Below are 16,128 nucleotides of genomic sequence, written 5' to 3' on the forward strand. Positions count from 1 at the left end.
ATGGCGGCTATGGCGGCGAAGGAAAAAAAGGAAGACAAACCGCTCCGTCACGGATATACGACAGGCTCTTGTGCTACGGCAGCGACGAAGGCTGCCCTGATCGCTTTGATTACCCAGGAACGACAAAGCCATGCGACGATCCGATTGCCGATTGGCCAGGACGTGACTTTTGAGATGGACAGCTGCGAATATGACGAGCAGAGCGCTATGGCCGGGACCATCAAGGATGGCGGAGACGATCCGGATGCCACCCATGGAGCCTTGATCCTGAGTCGTGTGGAATGGCTGGATGAACCCGGCATTGTACTGGACGGCGGCGTGGGTGTGGGACGTGTGACGAAGCCCGGTCTGCCTGTTCCCATCGGCGAAGCGGCGATCAATCCGGTTCCGCGCAAGATGATTCGCGAGACTGCGCAAGCCATCCTCGATCAGTATGAGGTAGAACGCGGCATCAAGATCGTCATCTCGGTTCCGGCAGGCGAGGAGATCGCCAAGAAAACATTGAACGGAAGACTCGGCATCCTCGGCGGCATCTCGATTCTTGGCACGCGCGGCATCGTGGTGCCGTTTTCCACCTCCGCCTACAAGGCGAGCGTGGCACAGGCGATCAACGTGGCAAAAGAAGCGGGATGTGACCATATCGTCTTGTCCACCGGAGGGAAGTCGGAGTCCTTCGGGATGGAGATGTATCCCGAGCTGTCGGAGGAGGCTTTCGTCGAGATGGGTGATTTCGTCGGCTTTGCCCTGCAGCAGTGCAAACGCAAGCAGATGAAAAAGGTGACGCTGGTCGGGATGATGGGCAAGTTCTCCAAAGTGGCACAGGGCGTCATGATGGTTCACTCCAAGAGCGCTCCAGTCGATTTTGGCTTTCTCGCGCAGATGGCAGAAGCAGCTGGAGCAGATGCCGAGATGGTCCGGCAGATCAAAGAGGCAAACACCGCCTCGCAGGTGGGGGATCTGATGGCAGATACGCCCGCCTTTTTTGAAAAGATGGGCGAGAACTGCTGCCTGGCCGGACTAAAGGAAGTCAGGGGCAGAATGGAGATCGAGACGATGATCATAACGATGAAAGGGTCCTTGTTGGGAAGGGTGACACGGAATGACACAGACGATGAAAGTGATCGGCATCGGGGATGACGGACAGCAAAGCCTGCTGCCGTTGTACCGGACTTGGATAGACGAGTGCGAGCTGTTGATCGGAGGGGAGAGGCATCTGTCCTTTTTCCCCGAGCATACGGGTGAGAAAAGGGTGCTGAAGGGCGGTCTCAAAACCTTAGTGGAGGAGCTGGCCGCTGAGACGCGCAAGACCGTCATTCTCGCCTCGGGAGATCCGCTTTTCTACGGGATTGGCAGCCTTCTGGCAAAGAAACTGAATGTGGAGATCTACCCCAATCTCAGCTCGATTCAGCTTGCTTTTGCCAAAATGGGCGAGGCTTGGCAGGACGCGACATTTGCCAGCGTGCATGGGCGCAGCATCAAGGGCTTGGCACAGCGCATCGACGGCAAGGAAAAGGTGGCCCTTTTAACCGATCAGGAAAACACGCCTGCCACGATCGCCAAGTATCTGCTCGCTTTTGGTATGACTGAATACGATGCCTTCGTGGGCGAGAATCTGGGCAGTCCGGATGAACGGACAGGCTGGTATTCACTTGAGGAAATGACGGACATGGCCGCATCCGAGCTCAATGTCGTCATTCTGAAAAAAAAGCGTACAAGCCCAATCTGGCCGCTCGGCATCGCGGATGAAGAATTTTCCCAGCGTAAGCCGGACAAGGGTCTGATCACCAAACGGGAAGTGCGTATCCTGAGCATCGCCCAGCTGCAATTGCATCCGAGGAGCATCGTATGGGACATCGGCACCTGCACAGGCTCTGTCGCCATCGAAGCGGCGCGGATTGCCCGTGACGGTGAAGTGTACGGCGTGGAAAAAAATGCAGATGATCTGGAGAATTGCCACCAGAACATGGCAAAGTTTCGCACGGATCTGACTGTGGTTCACGCGCGGGCTCCTCAAGGCTTGGAGGCATTTCCCGACCCGGATGCCGTCTTTATCGGAGGAAGCGGCGGTGAATTACGAGAGCTGCTCCATCTCTGCTGCACCCGGCTACGCGAGGGGGGACGGATAGTCGTCAACGCCGCTACGATTGAGACGTTGTACGAAGCGACACAGGCTTTTGCCGACGAAGGGTTTGAAACCTCTGTCACACTGGCGCAGCTGTCGCGCAGCAAGCCGATTCTGTCGCTGACTCGATTCGAAGCACTCAATCCGATCTACATCATTACCGCATGGGCCAAACAGGCAACGACAGAAGGAGGCAAGACAGATGAGTAAGATCGGAACCCTTTACGGACTGGGAGTAGGTCCTGGCGATCCGGAGCTGATTACGGTCAAGGCATTTCGCCTGCTCCAGCAATCACCAGTCATCGCCTACCCGAAAAAACGGATGGGCAGCAAAAGCTACGCCCACCAGATCGCAGAGCTGTACGTCAAGCCTGCATCGGACAAGGAAATGCTTGGCTTAGTCTTTCCGATGACGCGCGATCAGGAGATTTTGGAGCGTGAGTGGACCAATACGGTGGAAATCGTTTGGGACAGACTTTCCCAAGGCAAGGATGTCGCTTTCGTCACAGAGGGCGATCCGCTCTTTTACAGCACGTTTATCCATATGATGCGCGGCATGCAGACTGCCCATCCTGAGGTGCCGATTGTGACGATTCCAGGCGTGTCCTCCTTCCTCGGCGCTGCGGCCCGCTTTAATCTGCCCTTGGCTGACGGTGACGAGCAGATTGGCATCATCCCGGCTACGGAGGATCGGGAAGCGATGCGTCAGGCGATCACAGGACATGACACTGTCGTCTTCCTCAAAGTCGCCAAGGTCCTGCCGATGATCATCGACTTGTTGAAGGAGATGGGACTAGCAGACAAAGCTGCTGTGGCGACCAAGGTCACATCTTCGGAAGAAATGGTATGGACGGACATGCGTGAGCTGGAACGCGCGGAGCTAGGTTATCTTACGTTGATGGTGGTGAAAAAGGGATGAAGCTGTACATCGTAGGAGCGGGTCCTGGAGACCCCGATCTGATCACGGTCAAAGGCTTGAAGCTGCTGCAAAAGGCAGATGTGATTCTGTATACAGATTCGCTGGTTAACGAAGACCTGGTAGCGATGGGCAATCCGGAAGCAGAGGTGCTGCAAAGCTCTGGCATGGCCCTGGAAGAGATGGTCGAACTGATGCTGACTCATCTTCGTGCAGGAAAAACCGTCGTTCGTCTGCACACGGGTGATCCTTCCGTATATGGGGCGATCATGGAGCAGATCGCTTTACTTAAAGCAGAAGGCGTCGAGGTGGAGATCGTGCCCGGAGTCAGCTCTGTCTTTGCTGCTGCTGCTGCTGTGGGTGCCGAGCTGACAATCCCGGAGCTGACCCAGACGCTGATCCTGACACGTGCAGAGGGGCGCACACCCGTACCGGAACGAGAAAAGCTGCGTGCGCTGGCTGAGCATCACTGCACGCTGGCGTTGTATCTGAGTGCGACTTTGACGAAAAAAGTGGTTCGGGAGCTGATCGAGGCTGGCTGGCGCGAGGACACACCGGTTGCGGTCGTACAGAGGGCGAGCTGGCCGGATCAGCTCATCATCCGCACGACGCTGGAGCATCTGGATGAGGATATGGGCAAGAACGGTATTCGCAAGCACGCGATGATTCTGGCTGGCTGGGCGTTGGACCCCGACATCCATGAAAAAAGCGAGCAATACCGCTCCAAGCTGTACGACAAAACCTTCACGCACGGGTACAGAAAAGGTGTGAAAGAAGGATGATCATCGAACTCAAGGAGGGAGAAATCCCGAAAATCGAGCAGCGTGGTGAATACGCCCTGATCGCAATCACCAAGCACGGTGTAGAGATGGCGCGTGATCTGGCTCTGAAATTCCCCGGTACGGATCTGTACTACATGCGCAAATTTGAGCGTGGCGACGAAGAGGCGCGAGGCATCCAGCTTTTCTCGGGAAGCGTGCGGCTGCTGTTTCCTGCCGTCTGGCCTGTGTACAAGGGATTGATCATCATTATTTCCTTGGGTGCTGTCGTACGGATGATTGCGCCATTGCTGGAGGATAAAAAGAAAGATCCAGGGATCGTCGTCATCGATGATCGCGGAGAAAATGTGATCAGCGTTCTGTCCGGACATCTCGGCGGAGCGAACGAACTGACCCATGAGGTAGCGGCTGTGATGGGGGCACGTCCGATCATCACGACAGCTTCCGATGTGCAGAAGACGATTCCGGTGGACTTGTTCGGCCGTCGTTTTGGCTGGGAATGGGATTCTGATGAAAAGCTGACCCCGGTAAGCGCCTCGGTGGTGAATGAAGAGCGGGTAGCTGTGGTCAACGAATCCGGGGAGCGAGACTGGTGGATGCACGACACACCGATGCCTCCCTCCATCAAGGAGTACCCGACGATCATGGAAGCTCTGGCTGCTGAGCCGCAAGGTGCCTTGGTCGTCACTCATCGCCTGCTGACGCCTGAGGAACAGCCGATCCTCCAGAACGGCGTGGTTTATCGCCCCAAGGTTATCGTGCTCGGAATGGGCTGCAACAGAGGAACATCAGCCGAAGAGATCGAAGCCGTGATCAAGGAAACCTTGGGCGAGCTGCAATTCTCGATCAAAAGTGTGAAGGCACTGGCGACGATTGCTCTGAAAAAGGATGAGGCCGGACTGATCGCTGTCTGCGAAAAATACGGCTGGCCGTTCGTCTGGTATTCCCCAGAGGAGCTGAATCAGGTGGAAATCAGTGACCCTTCTGACACGGTCTTCAAATTTACCGGAGCTTATGGCGTCAGTGAACCGGCTGCCAAACTGTATGCCGGGATCGACAAGCTGGTCCTGACCAAGAAAAAATCGGGCAATACCACAATTTCGGTAGGGCTTATGCCGTATCACGAGGAGGGGCGCTCATGAGTGCAGGTCGCCGTCTGGTCATCGCAGGTACGGGAAGCGGGGCGGGCAAGACAACCGTAACCATCGGTCTGATGGCTGCTCTGAAGCAAAAGGGCTACGCTGTCCAAGGCTTCAAATGCGGCCCCGACTACATCGATCCGACCTATCATACTGCTGTGACGGGCAGACCTTCGCGCAATCTGGATAGCTACATGCTCACCCATGACGTAGTAAAGGAGATTTTTGTCCGTGGAAGTAAGGACGCGGATATCTCCATCATCGAGGGTGTCATGGGCATGTATGACGGCAAGGAAGCAACCAGCGACAAAGGGAGTACGGCAGAGATCAGCATCCTTACTGAATCGCCGGTGCTGCTCGTGGTCAATTGCCAAAGTATGGCGCGCAGTGCGGCTGCCATCGTCAAAGGCTTTCAGCTGCTCAATCCTGCTGTGCGGATCGTCGGTGTCATTGCCAACAAGGTAGGCAGCGAGGGGCATCACAAGATCGTCAAGGCAGCAATCGAGCAGGAGTGCGGGATTCCGGTAGTGGGTTACCTCAAGCGAGAGGGCGATGTAGAAATACCGGAGCGCCATCTGGGCTTGATTCCTTCCGTAGAACGCGGTGAGCTGGATGCTTTGTTCGGTCGGTTGGCAGAGATGATCACGCAAACCGTGGATCTGGATCTGATCTGGGAGCTGGCAAAGGCAGGATCGCTTGACGCCACGCCAACCCTGTTTGCCCGCAAGTCAGCATCAGAACGCGTCACCATTGCGGTTGCCAAAGACCCGGCATTTCACTTTTACTATCCAGAAAATCTGGAGCTGTTGGAAGCATACGGTGCCAGGCTTCTGTTTTTCTCCCCACTGGCTGGAGAGGGCGTGCCGGAAGAAGCGGAAGGCTTGTACATCGGCGGCGGCTTTCCCGAGGAATTTGCCGCAGAGCTTTCGCAAAATAAAGAAGTGCAGGAATCGTTTCGACAGGCCATTCATGCAGGCGCAGGCATCCCGACTCTAGCAGAATGCGGCGGCTATATGTATTTGACCGAAGCGATTGTGGCGACAGATGGGACGAGCTATCCGATGGTTGGGATCATTCCAGGCAAGGTGACGATGCAAAGGAAGCTGGCAGCGCTCGGCTATCGGGAGGTGCGGGGCACAGCTACCAACTACCTGATCGGAGCCGCGGAACAGGCAAAAGGGCATGAGTTCCATTACTCCACTTATGCTACCGATTCAGATGTGGAGCTGGCACACGCTTATGAAACCAAGGGCTTGCGCGGAACAAAGCAGGAGGGCTTCGCACAGGGAAATCTGGTCGCAGGCTATACGCATTTGCATTTCGGCTCCGATCCGGATCTCGTAGAGCGCTGGATCACGCGCTGCCTGGAGGTGGCCGGACGTGACTAGAGCGCTTCCGCTGATGATTCAGGGAACGAGTTCGGATGCGGGGAAGAGTGCCATCGCGACAGCATTTTGCCGGATTTTTGCTCAGGATGGCTACAAGACAGCCCCGTTCAAGTCGCAAAACATGGCGCTCAATTCCTACGTGACTCTCGATGGCAAAGAGATTGGCCGAGCGCAGGGGGTTCAGGCAGAGGCGGCAGGGATCATCGCGACGACAGACATGAATCCGATCCTGATCAAGCCGACGCGGGATGCCGAGTCGCAGATCGTGGTAAACGGCGAGCCGTACGGCAATATGAAGGCGATGGCCTACCGGACGGATTTTTATGACGAAGGCTTGCGGATCATTCAGGAATCCTTCGATAGACTGGCAACATCCTGCGAGCGGATCGTCATTGAAGGAGCTGGCAGTCCTGCCGAGGTGAATCTGAATGACCGTGAGCTGGTTAACATGCGGGTCGCGCGCCTCGCGAATGCACCGGTCATCCTGGTCGCAGATATCGAGCGAGGTGGGGTCTTTGCCAGTCTCGTCGGTACCCTGCAGCTGCTGGAGCCACAGGATCGGGAGCGGGTCATCGGGGTGATCATCAACCGTTTCCGCGGCGATCTCAGCCTACTTCAGCCGGGGCTGGAATGGTTCGAGTCGTATACAGGGGTTCCGGTACTAGGGGTGGTGCCGTTCATTCCTGATCTGTGGATCGATGCGGAGGATTCGCTGATTCTGCATCGCTATCAGGGACAGCGGGAGACTCCTCGGGATTTGGATATCGCTGTCATTCGCTATCCACGCATCTCCAATTTTACGGACGTGGACCCGTTCTTTGTCGAGCCGGATTGCCGCGTGCGCTTTGTGTCGCGGGAGGAGGAGCTGGGTGAGCCGGATTTGATTGTTCTTCCCGGGAGTAAAAACACAATAGAAGACATGCAATTTATACGTGAGACGGGGCTTGCGGCCAGTATCGAGCGCGTGCATCGCGAGCGGGGCTGTACCCTCATCGGAATCTGTGGCGGCTATCAAATGCTCGGTGAGTGGATCCACGACCCCGCAGGCGTGGAGTCGCCGCTGCAATCGATGAAAGGCTTGGGCCTGATCCCGATGGTGACGACGATGGAACAGCGAAAGACAACCGTCCTATCTAAAGGCATAGCCCGCTTTGCAGGTCAAGAGCTCGAGCTGGAAGGCTATGAAATCCATATGGGTCAATCCGTCTTTGATCAAAACGACGCAGCTTTTATCCAGTTGCGAAACGGCATGGACGGCTACTGCCAGGAGGAGCAAAAGCGGATCGGAACCTATTTTCACGGGCTGTTTCACAATGATGGTTTCCGAACTTTGCTGTTGAACAAGCTTCGAGCGGACAAAGGACTGGCTCCGCTTGACGAACGCCCGTCTTTTGTAGCGCTGCGCGAACAGGGCTACGACTTGCTTGCCGACACGGTCAGACGCCATGTCCGGCTCGATGTGATCGAGGAAAGAATGAAGGAATTCGAGCAAAACGAGGTGCGTAAACGATGATAAAACTACAAGAGCTCTTACATACAATCGAAGCTCGCAACCACGAAGCAGCGGAACAGACAAGACTGCACGTAGATCAACTGACGAAGCCACTCGGCAGTCTGGGACGCTTGGAGGAGCTGGCTGTAGAACTGGCGGCGATCACAGGTGAAAGCTCTCCAGTCGTTACGCCCCCAGGTGTGATCGTGTTTGCCGCTGATCACGGCATAGCCGTCGAGGGTGTATCTGCTTATCCGCAGGAAGTAACGGTGCAGATGGTAGCGAACATGGCGAATGGGGGAGCGGGAATCAACGTATTTGCACGCCAGATCGGCGCTTTGCAGCGTATTGTGGATGTCGGAGTGGCGACGGAAGTGGATGCTCCTGGCGTCATCAATCGCCGCATCAAGGCCGGTACGGGCAATATGCTGCGCGAGCCTGCGATGACCCATGACGAAGCAGAGTGCTCGATCCAGATCGGTATCGATTCCGCGTGGGAAATCTTCGATGCAGGTGCCAAGGTGCTGATCGTCGGTGAGGTCGGGATTGCCAACACGACCGCAAGCAGTGCGATTCTGGCTGCACTGACCGGAGCTGATCCGGATGAGATCGTCGGGCGCGGTACAGGTCTGGACGATGCTGGCTGGGAGCGGAAAAAGGAAGCTGTCCGACAAGCGATTTCCTTGCATCGACCTGAAGCAGCACAGCCGATTGACGTATTGGCCAAGGTAGGCGGCTTGGAGATCGGGGCGATGGCAGGTGCCATCATCGGCGCAGCCGCAAGACGTGTTCCTGTCTTGCTGGATGGCTTCATCGCTACTGTAGCAGCACTATTGGCGGTACGCCTCTGCCCGAATGTGGCTGATTTTCTGATCGCAGGTCATCGTTCACAGGAGCCTGGACATGCTTACGTTCTGAAAGCACTTGGCAAGGAGCCGCTGCTGGATTTGCAGCTGCGACTGGGTGAAGGAACTGGCGCTGCAGTCGCCTATCCTGTTTTGGAGGCAGCGAGCCGGATGGTGAACGAGATGGCCACCTTCGCATCGGCTGGCGTGAGCGATAAATGAGCCAAAAAGGAAAGGTATACCTGGTTGGTGCAGGGCCCGGCGACCCGAAGCTCATCACGGTCAAAGGGATGGAATGCCTGCAGAAGGCAGATGTCGTCGTCTACGACCGTCTGGCGAATCCGGCACTGCTGGAATATGCGCCGCCGCACGCGGAACGGATCTACTGCGGAAAGCTTCCCGACCATCATACGATGAAGCAGGAAGCCATCAATCAACTATTGGCGGAAAAGGCGCTGGAAGGTCATACGGTCGTACGGCTCAAAGGCGGCGATCCCAGTGTATTCGGTCGAGTCGGAGAGGAAGCGGAGCACCTGGTCGACTGCGGGATCGAATATGAGATCGTTCCCGGCGTGACAGCAGGCATCGCTGCTCCTGCCTATGCCGGAATTCCTGTCACACATCGGGATTACGGCTCTTCCTTTGCGGTGGTGACCGGACATCTGCGCGAGGAGAAGCCGGAGCTGGCGGTGGAGAAGTGGCGCGCACTGGCGCAAGGAATCGATACGGTGGCTTTTTACATGGGCATCGGCAATCTGCCGATGATTCGCGCGCAGCTGATCGCGCACGGGAAAGATCGCCATACCCCTGTAGCGGTAATCGCGTGGGGAACACTCCCTGATCAAGCGACAGTAACGGGAACGCTTGCGGACATCGAACAGCGCTTGGCCGAGAATCCGCACATTACCAATCCGGCGATCATTCTGGTTGGCGATGTGGTACGCTTGCGTGAAAAGATCAAATGGTTTGAATCCACACAGGTAAAAGCGTAAATCGTTCTGAATCAGAGCGTATCCAGTACATGCAAGGAGCGAGGAGGGCATCAGGGATGAGCTATTATCCCATGTTCGTCAATCTAGCGGGCAAAGCTTGCCTCGTCGTGGGCGCAGGCAAGGTGGCGGAACGGAAAATCGCCAGCTTGCTTGCCGCAGGGGCCAGGGTCACGGTAGTCGGCCAGACGGCAACAGCGGACATTCAAAAGTGGTGTCAGGAGGAAAAAGTGACCCTCTATCTGCGCGCGTTTCGCCCGGAGGATGTACTGGAAATGACGATCATCATCGCGGCTGCCAGTGATCCTGCGGTCAATTTGGCCGTGTATCACGCGTGTCAGCCGCATCAGTGGGTCAATATTGTCGATCGTCCTGATCTGTGCAGCTTCTTCGTTCCGGCAATGGTAGAGCGCGGTGATCTGCAAGTCGCCATCTCAACGGGCGGGGCCAATCCCGGTCTGGCGAAAAAAATGCGCCGCCAGGTAGAGGAGTGGATCGGACCGGAATACGAGTCTTACACGCATTTTCTCAAGGAGATGAGACAGCGGGTCCTGTCCCTTGGGTTGCCGCATGCAGACAAGCAGGTCATTCTGCGTGAATTGCTGAATGACCGTTTTTTTTCCTGGACGCAGATGGGAGAAATCGAACGAAGGGATCGGGAGGCGTCAGAGCTGGTGCAGCGGTACATTCGTGAACAACCTCTCTGATCAGAAGCTCGGTCATCCAAGATTTCGGATGAGAATCCAGACAGACAGGATCAGGCAGATGCTTGCGGGAATGGCCATGACAATGGGCTGATCAGCGCGAAACAGATGGGCGTGTATGGCGCCGAACATTAAGAAGACAAACAAGAACGCCGATCCTGCAGCCAGATGACGATTCCATAATCCTGCGATCATGGCGATGGCTCCGATCATTTCCAAGGCACCTGTCACAGACATGAACCACAGTGGATAGTCGTATCGCTGTTGCTTGTTCGGGAAGTGCTCCGATCCTCCAGCCAATTCAACAAATCTGCGAGAAAGGCCGAATTTCCTTCCTCGTCAAAAGGGCGATGACGCATGTGTTCATAAGCAATTTGCTGTTTGTCCCTGGAGCCGATTCTAGCAAAGAACTCGCGAAGCTGCTCTGGCGGTGTCACCCTGTCTGCTGTGCCGTACTGTAATAAAAAGGGCACCTGGATGGAAGGCGAGTGCTTTTGGAGCGAGCTCAGGGCTGTGATCATTCCACGCCCCAAGCCAGGAGTGACAATTTGATGACGCAGTGAATCGCCATGATTCCAGCTGTTTCGATCAGACCCCCGTGCACTGCGTGAATGAACAGGCTTTTCCACCGTATAATCCGGCTTTATGCAGCTCATCAAGAGGATGAGCCATTTTTCCATTGGTTTGAACGTGTAGGAAAGTGCGGGTGCGATGGCAGCAAGGCCTGCAATACCTGTGTCCTCATGCAGGCAGTAGTCGAGGCAAATCAATCCGCCAAGGCTGTGCGCCACCAGAAAGAGGGGCAGATCAGCATGCAGCTCTTGAACAATCTGGTGAAAAGAATGCAGATCCCTGCGATAATCCTCCCACCTGCGGACATAGCCGCGCGTCCCTGGACTTTTGCCATGACCACGCAGATCAAAGGAGTAAGTCGCATAATGGTGTTCGCACAAGTATTTGCTGATCGCTTGCATGCCCCCGCTGTGATCCCCCAATCCGTGCAGGATGATGACCGCGGCTTTCGGGGATGTCACAGGCACCAGACTGCGATAAAAAAGCTCCGCACCATGTGCCCCAGCAAAGGTTCCTTCTGAGCTAAGCAAAGCTACGCCTCCTTGCCAGGCAGTTTGCTTTTCTCCAGGATGGCATGAACGCCACGCACACCATTGACGAGCTGCGTAATCCGCAAGTCGACGAGCAGACTGGACAAGGTCATGGCTTCCTTGCGTTCGAATCCGAATAGCTCCTGCATCCAGTCCAGCATGCCTTCCAGGGCAATCATGGCAGCTTCGTGGACATCTTCATGAAAGCCAAAGGCAATCCAGGAGGTAGGGGTCTCTGCTCGTGGAAAAGCTAACTTCTGATCCAGCACGTGAAAGGTCAGGTCAACCAGCTCCATCGGGCATTCCAGGGCAGGACTGGCTACTTCGCCGTCACCTTGGGCTGCGTGACCATCCCCGCAGGAAAAAAGACCGCCCTCGACCGGTATGGGCAGATAAAGGGTGCTTCCCGGAACTAATTCCTTGCAGTCTATGTTTCCTCCACAAAAACGTGGTGGATGGGTGGGGTGGTAGCCTTCTTCGTCTGGCGGCATGCCAAGCAGGCCCAGGAATGGATTCAAGGGGATTTTATGCCCCAGATGGCTGGTTCCGGTAAGAGTCGCGCGATCCAGTGTCCAGACAAGCTCAAACTCTGGCCCTTCGTGAAGTCCCAACCGCTTATTGATTACACTTTCAAATCCGCCTGCGCTGCTCCAGCCCCAAGTACCGATCTGCAAGTCATTGATCTGAATGGCTAAGGTTTTTCCGGGACGAGCCCCTTCGATGAAGATCGGGCCGATCATGGCGTGACCTCGATCGCGGGGAAGCTCTCTTTCGCAAAACTTTTCTCTCGGCATGCCTGGTTGAAAAGGACCTGCGTTCCAACCTGCGTCGAGCGTTTCAAACTGAACGGTATCCCCAGATTGAATCGTGAGGATCGGTGCGAATTCCTTGGAGAACGAACCGTGCAGGGTAGACCGTTCCGGACGTAGCGAGTAACGAGCCATAAATTAACCTCCTAGCAGGATGATCATTTCGTTTAAAAAATCTCTCCAATATAAACAGGAGAGGAAGCAAATGAAGACATACTCGAGATCAGGGTGCGAAGCTCTTGCGGAAACAACGGTTCAGCAGCGAGGTTATCAAGTGAAAGCCACTCGATACCTACCTGTTCCTCGTCCAAATTCAGCTGTGCAGCAGGAGCGGGAACCGAGCTTCCAGTTAAGCTGCATGTAAAAATCATCTCTACGCGGTGAACATCTTTTTTCAGGAAACATTCCCGCAGAAATCGCAATTCGTGAGGGATCACCCGCAAGCCCGTCTCTTCCCAGCATTCTCGCACGACGGTATCGAGAAGCTTTTCACCAGGTTCCTGTCCACCTCCAGGCAGGAGGTAATAGACGCCTTCCTCGTGATTGTAGCACTTGGTGACGAGTAGCTTCCCTTGATGAATCACCAGGGCTTTGGCAGAATTTCTAATATTCAGATACTCACCTCGTCGAGAAAAAATCCTGATTCTTTCACCCGAAAAAGAGGAAGAAGCAAGAGAAAGTATAGCATAAGATGACGGGCGAAACCATCTGATAGAGTCCGTCATGGAATAAACGCAGCGGTAATCTGGGACGTAGGGTGCGTTCCAAACTACCGCTGCGTTTATTGAGGTCAAAATCCCCGCGATTCCGGTCATTCAGGAATTATTGAGAGTGGGTTTCCTGTTCTGGCAAAGGAGCTTTTACTTTGGGCTTTCGCTCTAGTGGAATGACGGCGTTCATCCATTGGAAGATACGCTTCGATTCCTTGGTCAGCAGTGGTCCCAAAATAGCCAGGATCAGGACGTACAGAGCTGAGAAGGGCTGGAGGATATCCATAAGTCCACCGGATTTCCCCAGGTTCGCCATGATAATCGAGAATTCACCGCGAGAGACGATCGTCAAACCGATATTCGTAGAAGCTTTTGCAGACAAGCCCGCTTGACGTCCAGCCAACAAGCCGGCAGCCACGTTACCGATCAGTGTGATGATGACAGCACCCAAAGACAGCCAAATGGCACCGCCGAGGGACATCGGGTCAATCGTCAAACCGAAACTGAAAAAGAACATCGCTCCAAAGAAATCGCGGAACGGCAAGATCATGTGTTCAATCCGCTTCATATGCTCTGTTTCAGCCAGGATCAGCCCTACGAGGAGAGCACCGATCGCTTCAGCTACGTGAATGGTTTCGGAAAAACCAGCAATGATGAACAATCCGGCAAAGACCGTGATCATAAACACTTCATTTGATTTGATATTGAGCGCGCGGTTCAGGAAAGGAACCGCTTTGCGGCCGATGACGATGAGCAAGAGCATGTAGCCAAGCGCTACCAGAGCGGATGTGAGGACATCTCCAAGCGATGTGGCACCGCTGAGAACAAGCCCGGATACGATCGAGATGTACACGGCCAGAAATATATCTTCGAACATGATGATGCCGAGAATCATCTCTGTTTCGCGATTTGCAGTACGTTTGAGATCGACCAGTACCTTGGCCACGATGGCGCTGGAGGAAATTGTGGTGATACCAGCGATGATGAGTGTTTCTTTCAAGGGAAAGCCTGCAACCCATCCAAACATCAGGCCCAGGGTAAAGTTGATGGCGATGTAAATCGTACCGCCGACGGCAATGGATTTCCCAGCTTTAATCAAGCGTCCGACGGAAAATTCCAATCCGAGATAAAAGAGGAGAAACAAGACGCCAACCCTGCCTAAAAATTCAATAAGGGGGGCACTTTCAATAAAGCGGAGGTCAAACAGTCCAAAGTGGGGTGCGTGGGGGCCAACAGCCATACCAATCAAAATGTAGAAGGGGACAATCGAGAATTTTAGTTTTAGTGAAATGAAGCCGGCAACTGCGATGAGGGCAAGAGCCAAACCGACTTCAAAGACGATGTGCTCCAATTTCATTCACCTCCTGTACTTAGCTTGGCTTTGAGCATCTTCACCTGCTTTCGTTCTCCCGCGACTACGAGTGTCGCGCCTGCAGTCAAGACCTGGTCAGGACCGGGATTGATCGTTTGCGTTTGATCCTTTTCAATGATCGCAATAATACTGGTCCCTGTTTGTTGGCGGATGCTCAATTCACCGATCGTCTTGCCGATACATACGAAGCCGGAGTCGATTTTGAACCATTCGATCACCAGTTTGTCCAAGGCCACTTCTACGGTTTCCAATGCAGATGGTTTGTACGTCATACCACCAACGATGGCCGAGATTTGACGAGCCTCGTCATCATCCAACGTTACCATGGAGATCGTCTCTTCCACGTCGTCATGATTAAAGTGATAGAGTTCTCTTCGTCCGTCATCGTGAATGACAACGACAAGTTTGTCGCCACTCTTTGTTTCGATTTGGTATTTTTTACCAATTCCAGGCAAGTCTGATTCCTTGATTGAGAACATGCAACAGCCTCCTTCATAGTGGTTTTCCTTGTACAAACATCAGTGTTTGCACATATTATTATACATGAATTTGTATCGAAAATACGCAACATTTCAAATGAAACTGTAAAAAGAGGGCATTTTTGTACGCTAGGCATCCAAAAGCTAATTCGCCTGTTCTTCATCTTCTCCAATCTTACCTGTAAGCGTATTTTTAATTAATTTCGCATTGTAAGGTTTGGCAGGATGTATTAGAATAATATGGTCAAACTGGTTGTTTTCGTCTTTTTGGTCTTGCGATACAAAATAGAAGATTGTGGATTTGACATCATCTCGACATGTTCTCTATGTAATCTAATAGATGTACATAGAAACACGTATAGGAAAACACATCCGGAGAATGGAGGAGTTTTTATGTTTAAGAAACACTACCTGGCTACGGCAGCTGCTGGTTTGCTTTTGGCAACGGCTGTGATTCCATCTGGCGCGAGCGCGGAAGTAGCAACCAAAAACCTGCAAGCAAAATACAACAACATCAAAGTTTTGTATAACGGCTATCAAGTTTCCACTCCTGTCGAGCCTTTCATTGTGAATGGAACCACGTACATTCCACTGCGCATGATGGCAGGAGTATTCAACAAAGACATCACTTGGGATGGCACCAACTACACCATCAACGTTCTGGACAAACCAGATACAGGTGCCCAAGCGCAGCTTGCTGTTAAAGACGCTGAAATCACTCGTCTGAAAAACCAGATCGCAGCCTTGAATGAAGAGATTCAAGATCTGGAAGATGAGCTGGATGACGACGACGATGACGATTTCGATGATGAATTAGCTGACCTTGAGGAAGAGCTAAACGACGACTGGGGCGATTTTGAAGAGCTTGAGTGGGAAATTACCCTCGACGGTGACGATGAAGACGACATCGAAGTGGAGATTGAGATCGACCTGTCCGATTGGGCTGATGAGTTCGACGATCTGTCTGAGAGCAGAAAAGAAAAATTGGTTCAAAATATCATCGATGACATCTGGGATGTATTCGAAGCAGATATCACCGGTTATATCATCGATAGCGATGAAGATGAAGAACTGTACGAATTCGAAGCAGATTACGATGATGACCTCTATTTCGAGGAGTATTAATAAAGTTTTATAATCGCGACACAAAGCCTTGCATGCTCCCTATCTGGGAAAAGCAAGGCTTTTTTCCTATTTCCAAAATGAAGGAATCCCAATATAAAGAGAAAAGAGGTAGACTGGAAGAAGCGAAAGAAGAAACCATGTCTTTGAATCAGGAGC

Annotated in this window: 16 protein-coding genes and 1 pseudogene; 11 read left to right on the forward strand and 6 right to left on the reverse strand. The window is 53.6% G+C overall.

All coding sequences use genetic code 11. The features are described 5' to 3' along the window. The 10 genes from JZI27_RS18370 to JZI27_RS18415 are packed head-to-tail and all read left to right on the forward strand — an operon-like array spanning window position 1 to window position 10,377. Window positions 1-1,137, forward strand: coding sequence for a cobalt-precorrin-5B (C(1))-methyltransferase (locus JZI27_RS18370; RefSeq protein WP_280208592.1), 1,137 nt, complete (start codon window positions 1-3; stop codon window positions 1,135-1,137). Then, window positions 1,100-2,332: a precorrin-6y C5,15-methyltransferase (decarboxylating) subunit CbiE gene (cbiE, locus tag JZI27_RS18375; protein ID WP_280208594.1), complete on the forward strand. Its 1,233-nt coding sequence runs from the start codon at window positions 1,100-1,102 to the stop codon at window positions 2,330-2,332. The genes JZI27_RS18370 and cbiE overlap by 38 nt, the downstream gene beginning before the upstream one ends. After that, window positions 2,325-3,041 carry a precorrin-2 C(20)-methyltransferase gene (gene cobI / locus JZI27_RS18380; RefSeq protein WP_122910786.1) on the forward strand — a complete coding sequence of 239 codons (717 nt, stop codon included), beginning with the start codon at window positions 2,325-2,327 and terminating at the stop codon, window positions 3,039-3,041. Before cbiE ends, cobI begins: the two co-directional genes overlap by 8 nt. Continuing rightward, window positions 3,038-3,820, forward strand: coding sequence for a precorrin-4 C(11)-methyltransferase (gene cobM / locus JZI27_RS18385; RefSeq protein WP_122910785.1), 783 nt, complete (start codon window positions 3,038-3,040; stop codon window positions 3,818-3,820). Before cobI ends, cobM begins: the two co-directional genes overlap by 4 nt. Further along, the gene (locus JZI27_RS18390) at window positions 3,817-4,959 is read left to right on the forward strand and encodes a cobalt-precorrin 5A hydrolase (protein ID WP_251244955.1); all 1,143 of its coding nucleotides are present in this window, start codon (window positions 3,817-3,819) and stop codon (window positions 4,957-4,959) included. Before cobM ends, JZI27_RS18390 begins: the two co-directional genes overlap by 4 nt. Further along, the gene (locus JZI27_RS18395; RefSeq protein ID WP_280208597.1) at window positions 4,956-6,344 is read left to right on the forward strand and encodes a cobyrinic acid a,c-diamide synthase CobB; all 1,389 of its coding nucleotides are present in this window, start codon (window positions 4,956-4,958) and stop codon (window positions 6,342-6,344) included. Before JZI27_RS18390 ends, JZI27_RS18395 begins: the two co-directional genes overlap by 4 nt. After that, entirely contained in the window at window positions 6,337-7,857 is a 1,521-nt protein-coding gene (locus JZI27_RS18400) for a cobyric acid synthase (protein WP_280208598.1), read from the forward strand. The genes JZI27_RS18395 and JZI27_RS18400 overlap by 8 nt, the downstream gene beginning before the upstream one ends. Continuing rightward, window positions 7,854-8,903, forward strand: coding sequence for a nicotinate-nucleotide--dimethylbenzimidazole phosphoribosyltransferase (gene cobT / locus JZI27_RS18405; RefSeq protein ID WP_280208600.1), 1,050 nt, complete (start codon window positions 7,854-7,856; stop codon window positions 8,901-8,903). Before JZI27_RS18400 ends, cobT begins: the two co-directional genes overlap by 4 nt. After that, a complete protein-coding gene (gene cobA / locus JZI27_RS18410; protein ID WP_280208602.1) occupies window positions 8,900-9,673 on the forward strand; it encodes a uroporphyrinogen-III C-methyltransferase in 774 nt (257 codons plus the stop codon). Before cobT ends, cobA begins: the two co-directional genes overlap by 4 nt. Window positions 9,674-9,729: 56 nt before the next feature. Then, window positions 9,730-10,377, forward strand: coding sequence for a precorrin-2 dehydrogenase/sirohydrochlorin ferrochelatase family protein (locus JZI27_RS18415; RefSeq protein WP_122910779.1), 648 nt, complete (start codon window positions 9,730-9,732; stop codon window positions 10,375-10,377). A 12-nt stretch (window positions 10,378-10,389) separates the two neighbouring features. Here JZI27_RS18415 and JZI27_RS18420 read toward each other — a convergent pair. The 6 genes and pseudogenes from JZI27_RS18420 to JZI27_RS18445 all read right to left on the reverse strand — a co-directional run. Then, window positions 10,390-10,638: pseudogene (locus tag JZI27_RS18420) on the reverse strand (DoxX family protein); the annotation flags it as partial. Next, entirely contained in the window at window positions 10,602-11,414 is an 813-nt protein-coding gene (locus JZI27_RS18425) for an alpha/beta hydrolase (protein ID WP_348521371.1), read from the reverse strand. The pseudogene JZI27_RS18420 and the gene JZI27_RS18425, both read right to left, overlap by 37 nt. A gap of 65 nt (window positions 11,415-11,479) precedes the next feature. Beyond that, on the reverse strand, window positions 11,480-12,421 hold the full coding sequence (locus JZI27_RS18430) for an acetamidase/formamidase family protein (RefSeq protein WP_280208605.1): 942 nt from the start codon (window positions 12,419-12,421) through the stop codon (window positions 11,480-11,482). Window positions 12,422-12,453: 32 nt separating this feature from the next. Beyond that, entirely contained in the window at window positions 12,454-12,870 is a 417-nt protein-coding gene (locus JZI27_RS18435; protein WP_280208607.1) for an NUDIX domain-containing protein, read from the reverse strand. A gap of 238 nt (window positions 12,871-13,108) precedes the next feature. Continuing rightward, window positions 13,109-14,347, reverse strand: coding sequence for a cation:proton antiporter (locus JZI27_RS18440; RefSeq protein ID WP_122910841.1), 1,239 nt, complete (start codon window positions 14,345-14,347; stop codon window positions 13,109-13,111). 2 nt (window positions 14,348-14,349) lie between these two features. Further along, window positions 14,350-14,847 carry a cation:proton antiporter regulatory subunit gene (locus JZI27_RS18445; RefSeq protein WP_280208608.1) on the reverse strand — a complete coding sequence of 166 codons (498 nt, stop codon included), beginning with the start codon at window positions 14,845-14,847 and terminating at the stop codon, window positions 14,350-14,352. 393 nt (window positions 14,848-15,240) lie between these two features. Between JZI27_RS18445 and JZI27_RS18450 the strand changes: the two genes are divergently transcribed. Next, a complete protein-coding gene (locus tag JZI27_RS18450) occupies window positions 15,241-15,972 on the forward strand; it encodes a stalk domain-containing protein (protein ID WP_122910774.1) in 732 nt (243 codons plus the stop codon). Window positions 15,973-16,128: the final 156 nt, after the last annotated feature.

Source organism: Brevibacillus sp. AY1, from assembly GCF_029870785.1.
In the GTDB taxonomy this organism is placed as follows: Bacteria; Bacillota; Bacilli; order Brevibacillales; family Brevibacillaceae; genus Brevibacillus; species Brevibacillus invocatus.

Excerpts from the sequence above, each read along its gene's own strand:
- JZI27_RS18370 (WP_280208592.1), top strand. The coding sequence starts at position 1 with ATGGCGGCTATGGCGGCGAAGGAAAAAAAGGAAGACAAACCGCTCCGT.
- cbiE (WP_280208594.1), top strand. The coding sequence starts at position 1,100 with ATGACACAGACGATGAAAGTGATCGGCATCGGGGATGACGGACAGCAA.
- cobI (WP_122910786.1), top strand. The coding sequence starts at position 2,325 with ATGAGTAAGATCGGAACCCTTTACGGACTGGGAGTAGGTCCTGGCGAT.
- cobM (WP_122910785.1), top strand. The coding sequence starts at position 3,038 with ATGAAGCTGTACATCGTAGGAGCGGGTCCTGGAGACCCCGATCTGATC.
- JZI27_RS18390 (WP_251244955.1), top strand. The coding sequence starts at position 3,817 with ATGATCATCGAACTCAAGGAGGGAGAAATCCCGAAAATCGAGCAGCGT.
- JZI27_RS18395 (WP_280208597.1), top strand. The coding sequence starts at position 4,956 with ATGAGTGCAGGTCGCCGTCTGGTCATCGCAGGTACGGGAAGCGGGGCG.
- cobT (WP_280208600.1), top strand. The coding sequence starts at position 7,854 with ATGATAAAACTACAAGAGCTCTTACATACAATCGAAGCTCGCAACCAC.
- cobA (WP_280208602.1), top strand. The coding sequence starts at position 8,900 with ATGAGCCAAAAAGGAAAGGTATACCTGGTTGGTGCAGGGCCCGGCGAC.
- JZI27_RS18415 (WP_122910779.1), top strand. The coding sequence starts at position 9,730 with ATGAGCTATTATCCCATGTTCGTCAATCTAGCGGGCAAAGCTTGCCTC.
- JZI27_RS18430 (WP_280208605.1), bottom strand. The coding sequence starts at position 12,421 with ATGGCTCGTTACTCGCTACGTCCGGAACGGTCTACCCTGCACGGTTCG.
- JZI27_RS18445 (WP_280208608.1), bottom strand. The coding sequence starts at position 14,847 with ATGTTCTCAATCAAGGAATCAGACTTGCCTGGAATTGGTAAAAAATAC.
- JZI27_RS18450 (WP_122910774.1), top strand. The coding sequence starts at position 15,241 with ATGTTTAAGAAACACTACCTGGCTACGGCAGCTGCTGGTTTGCTTTTG.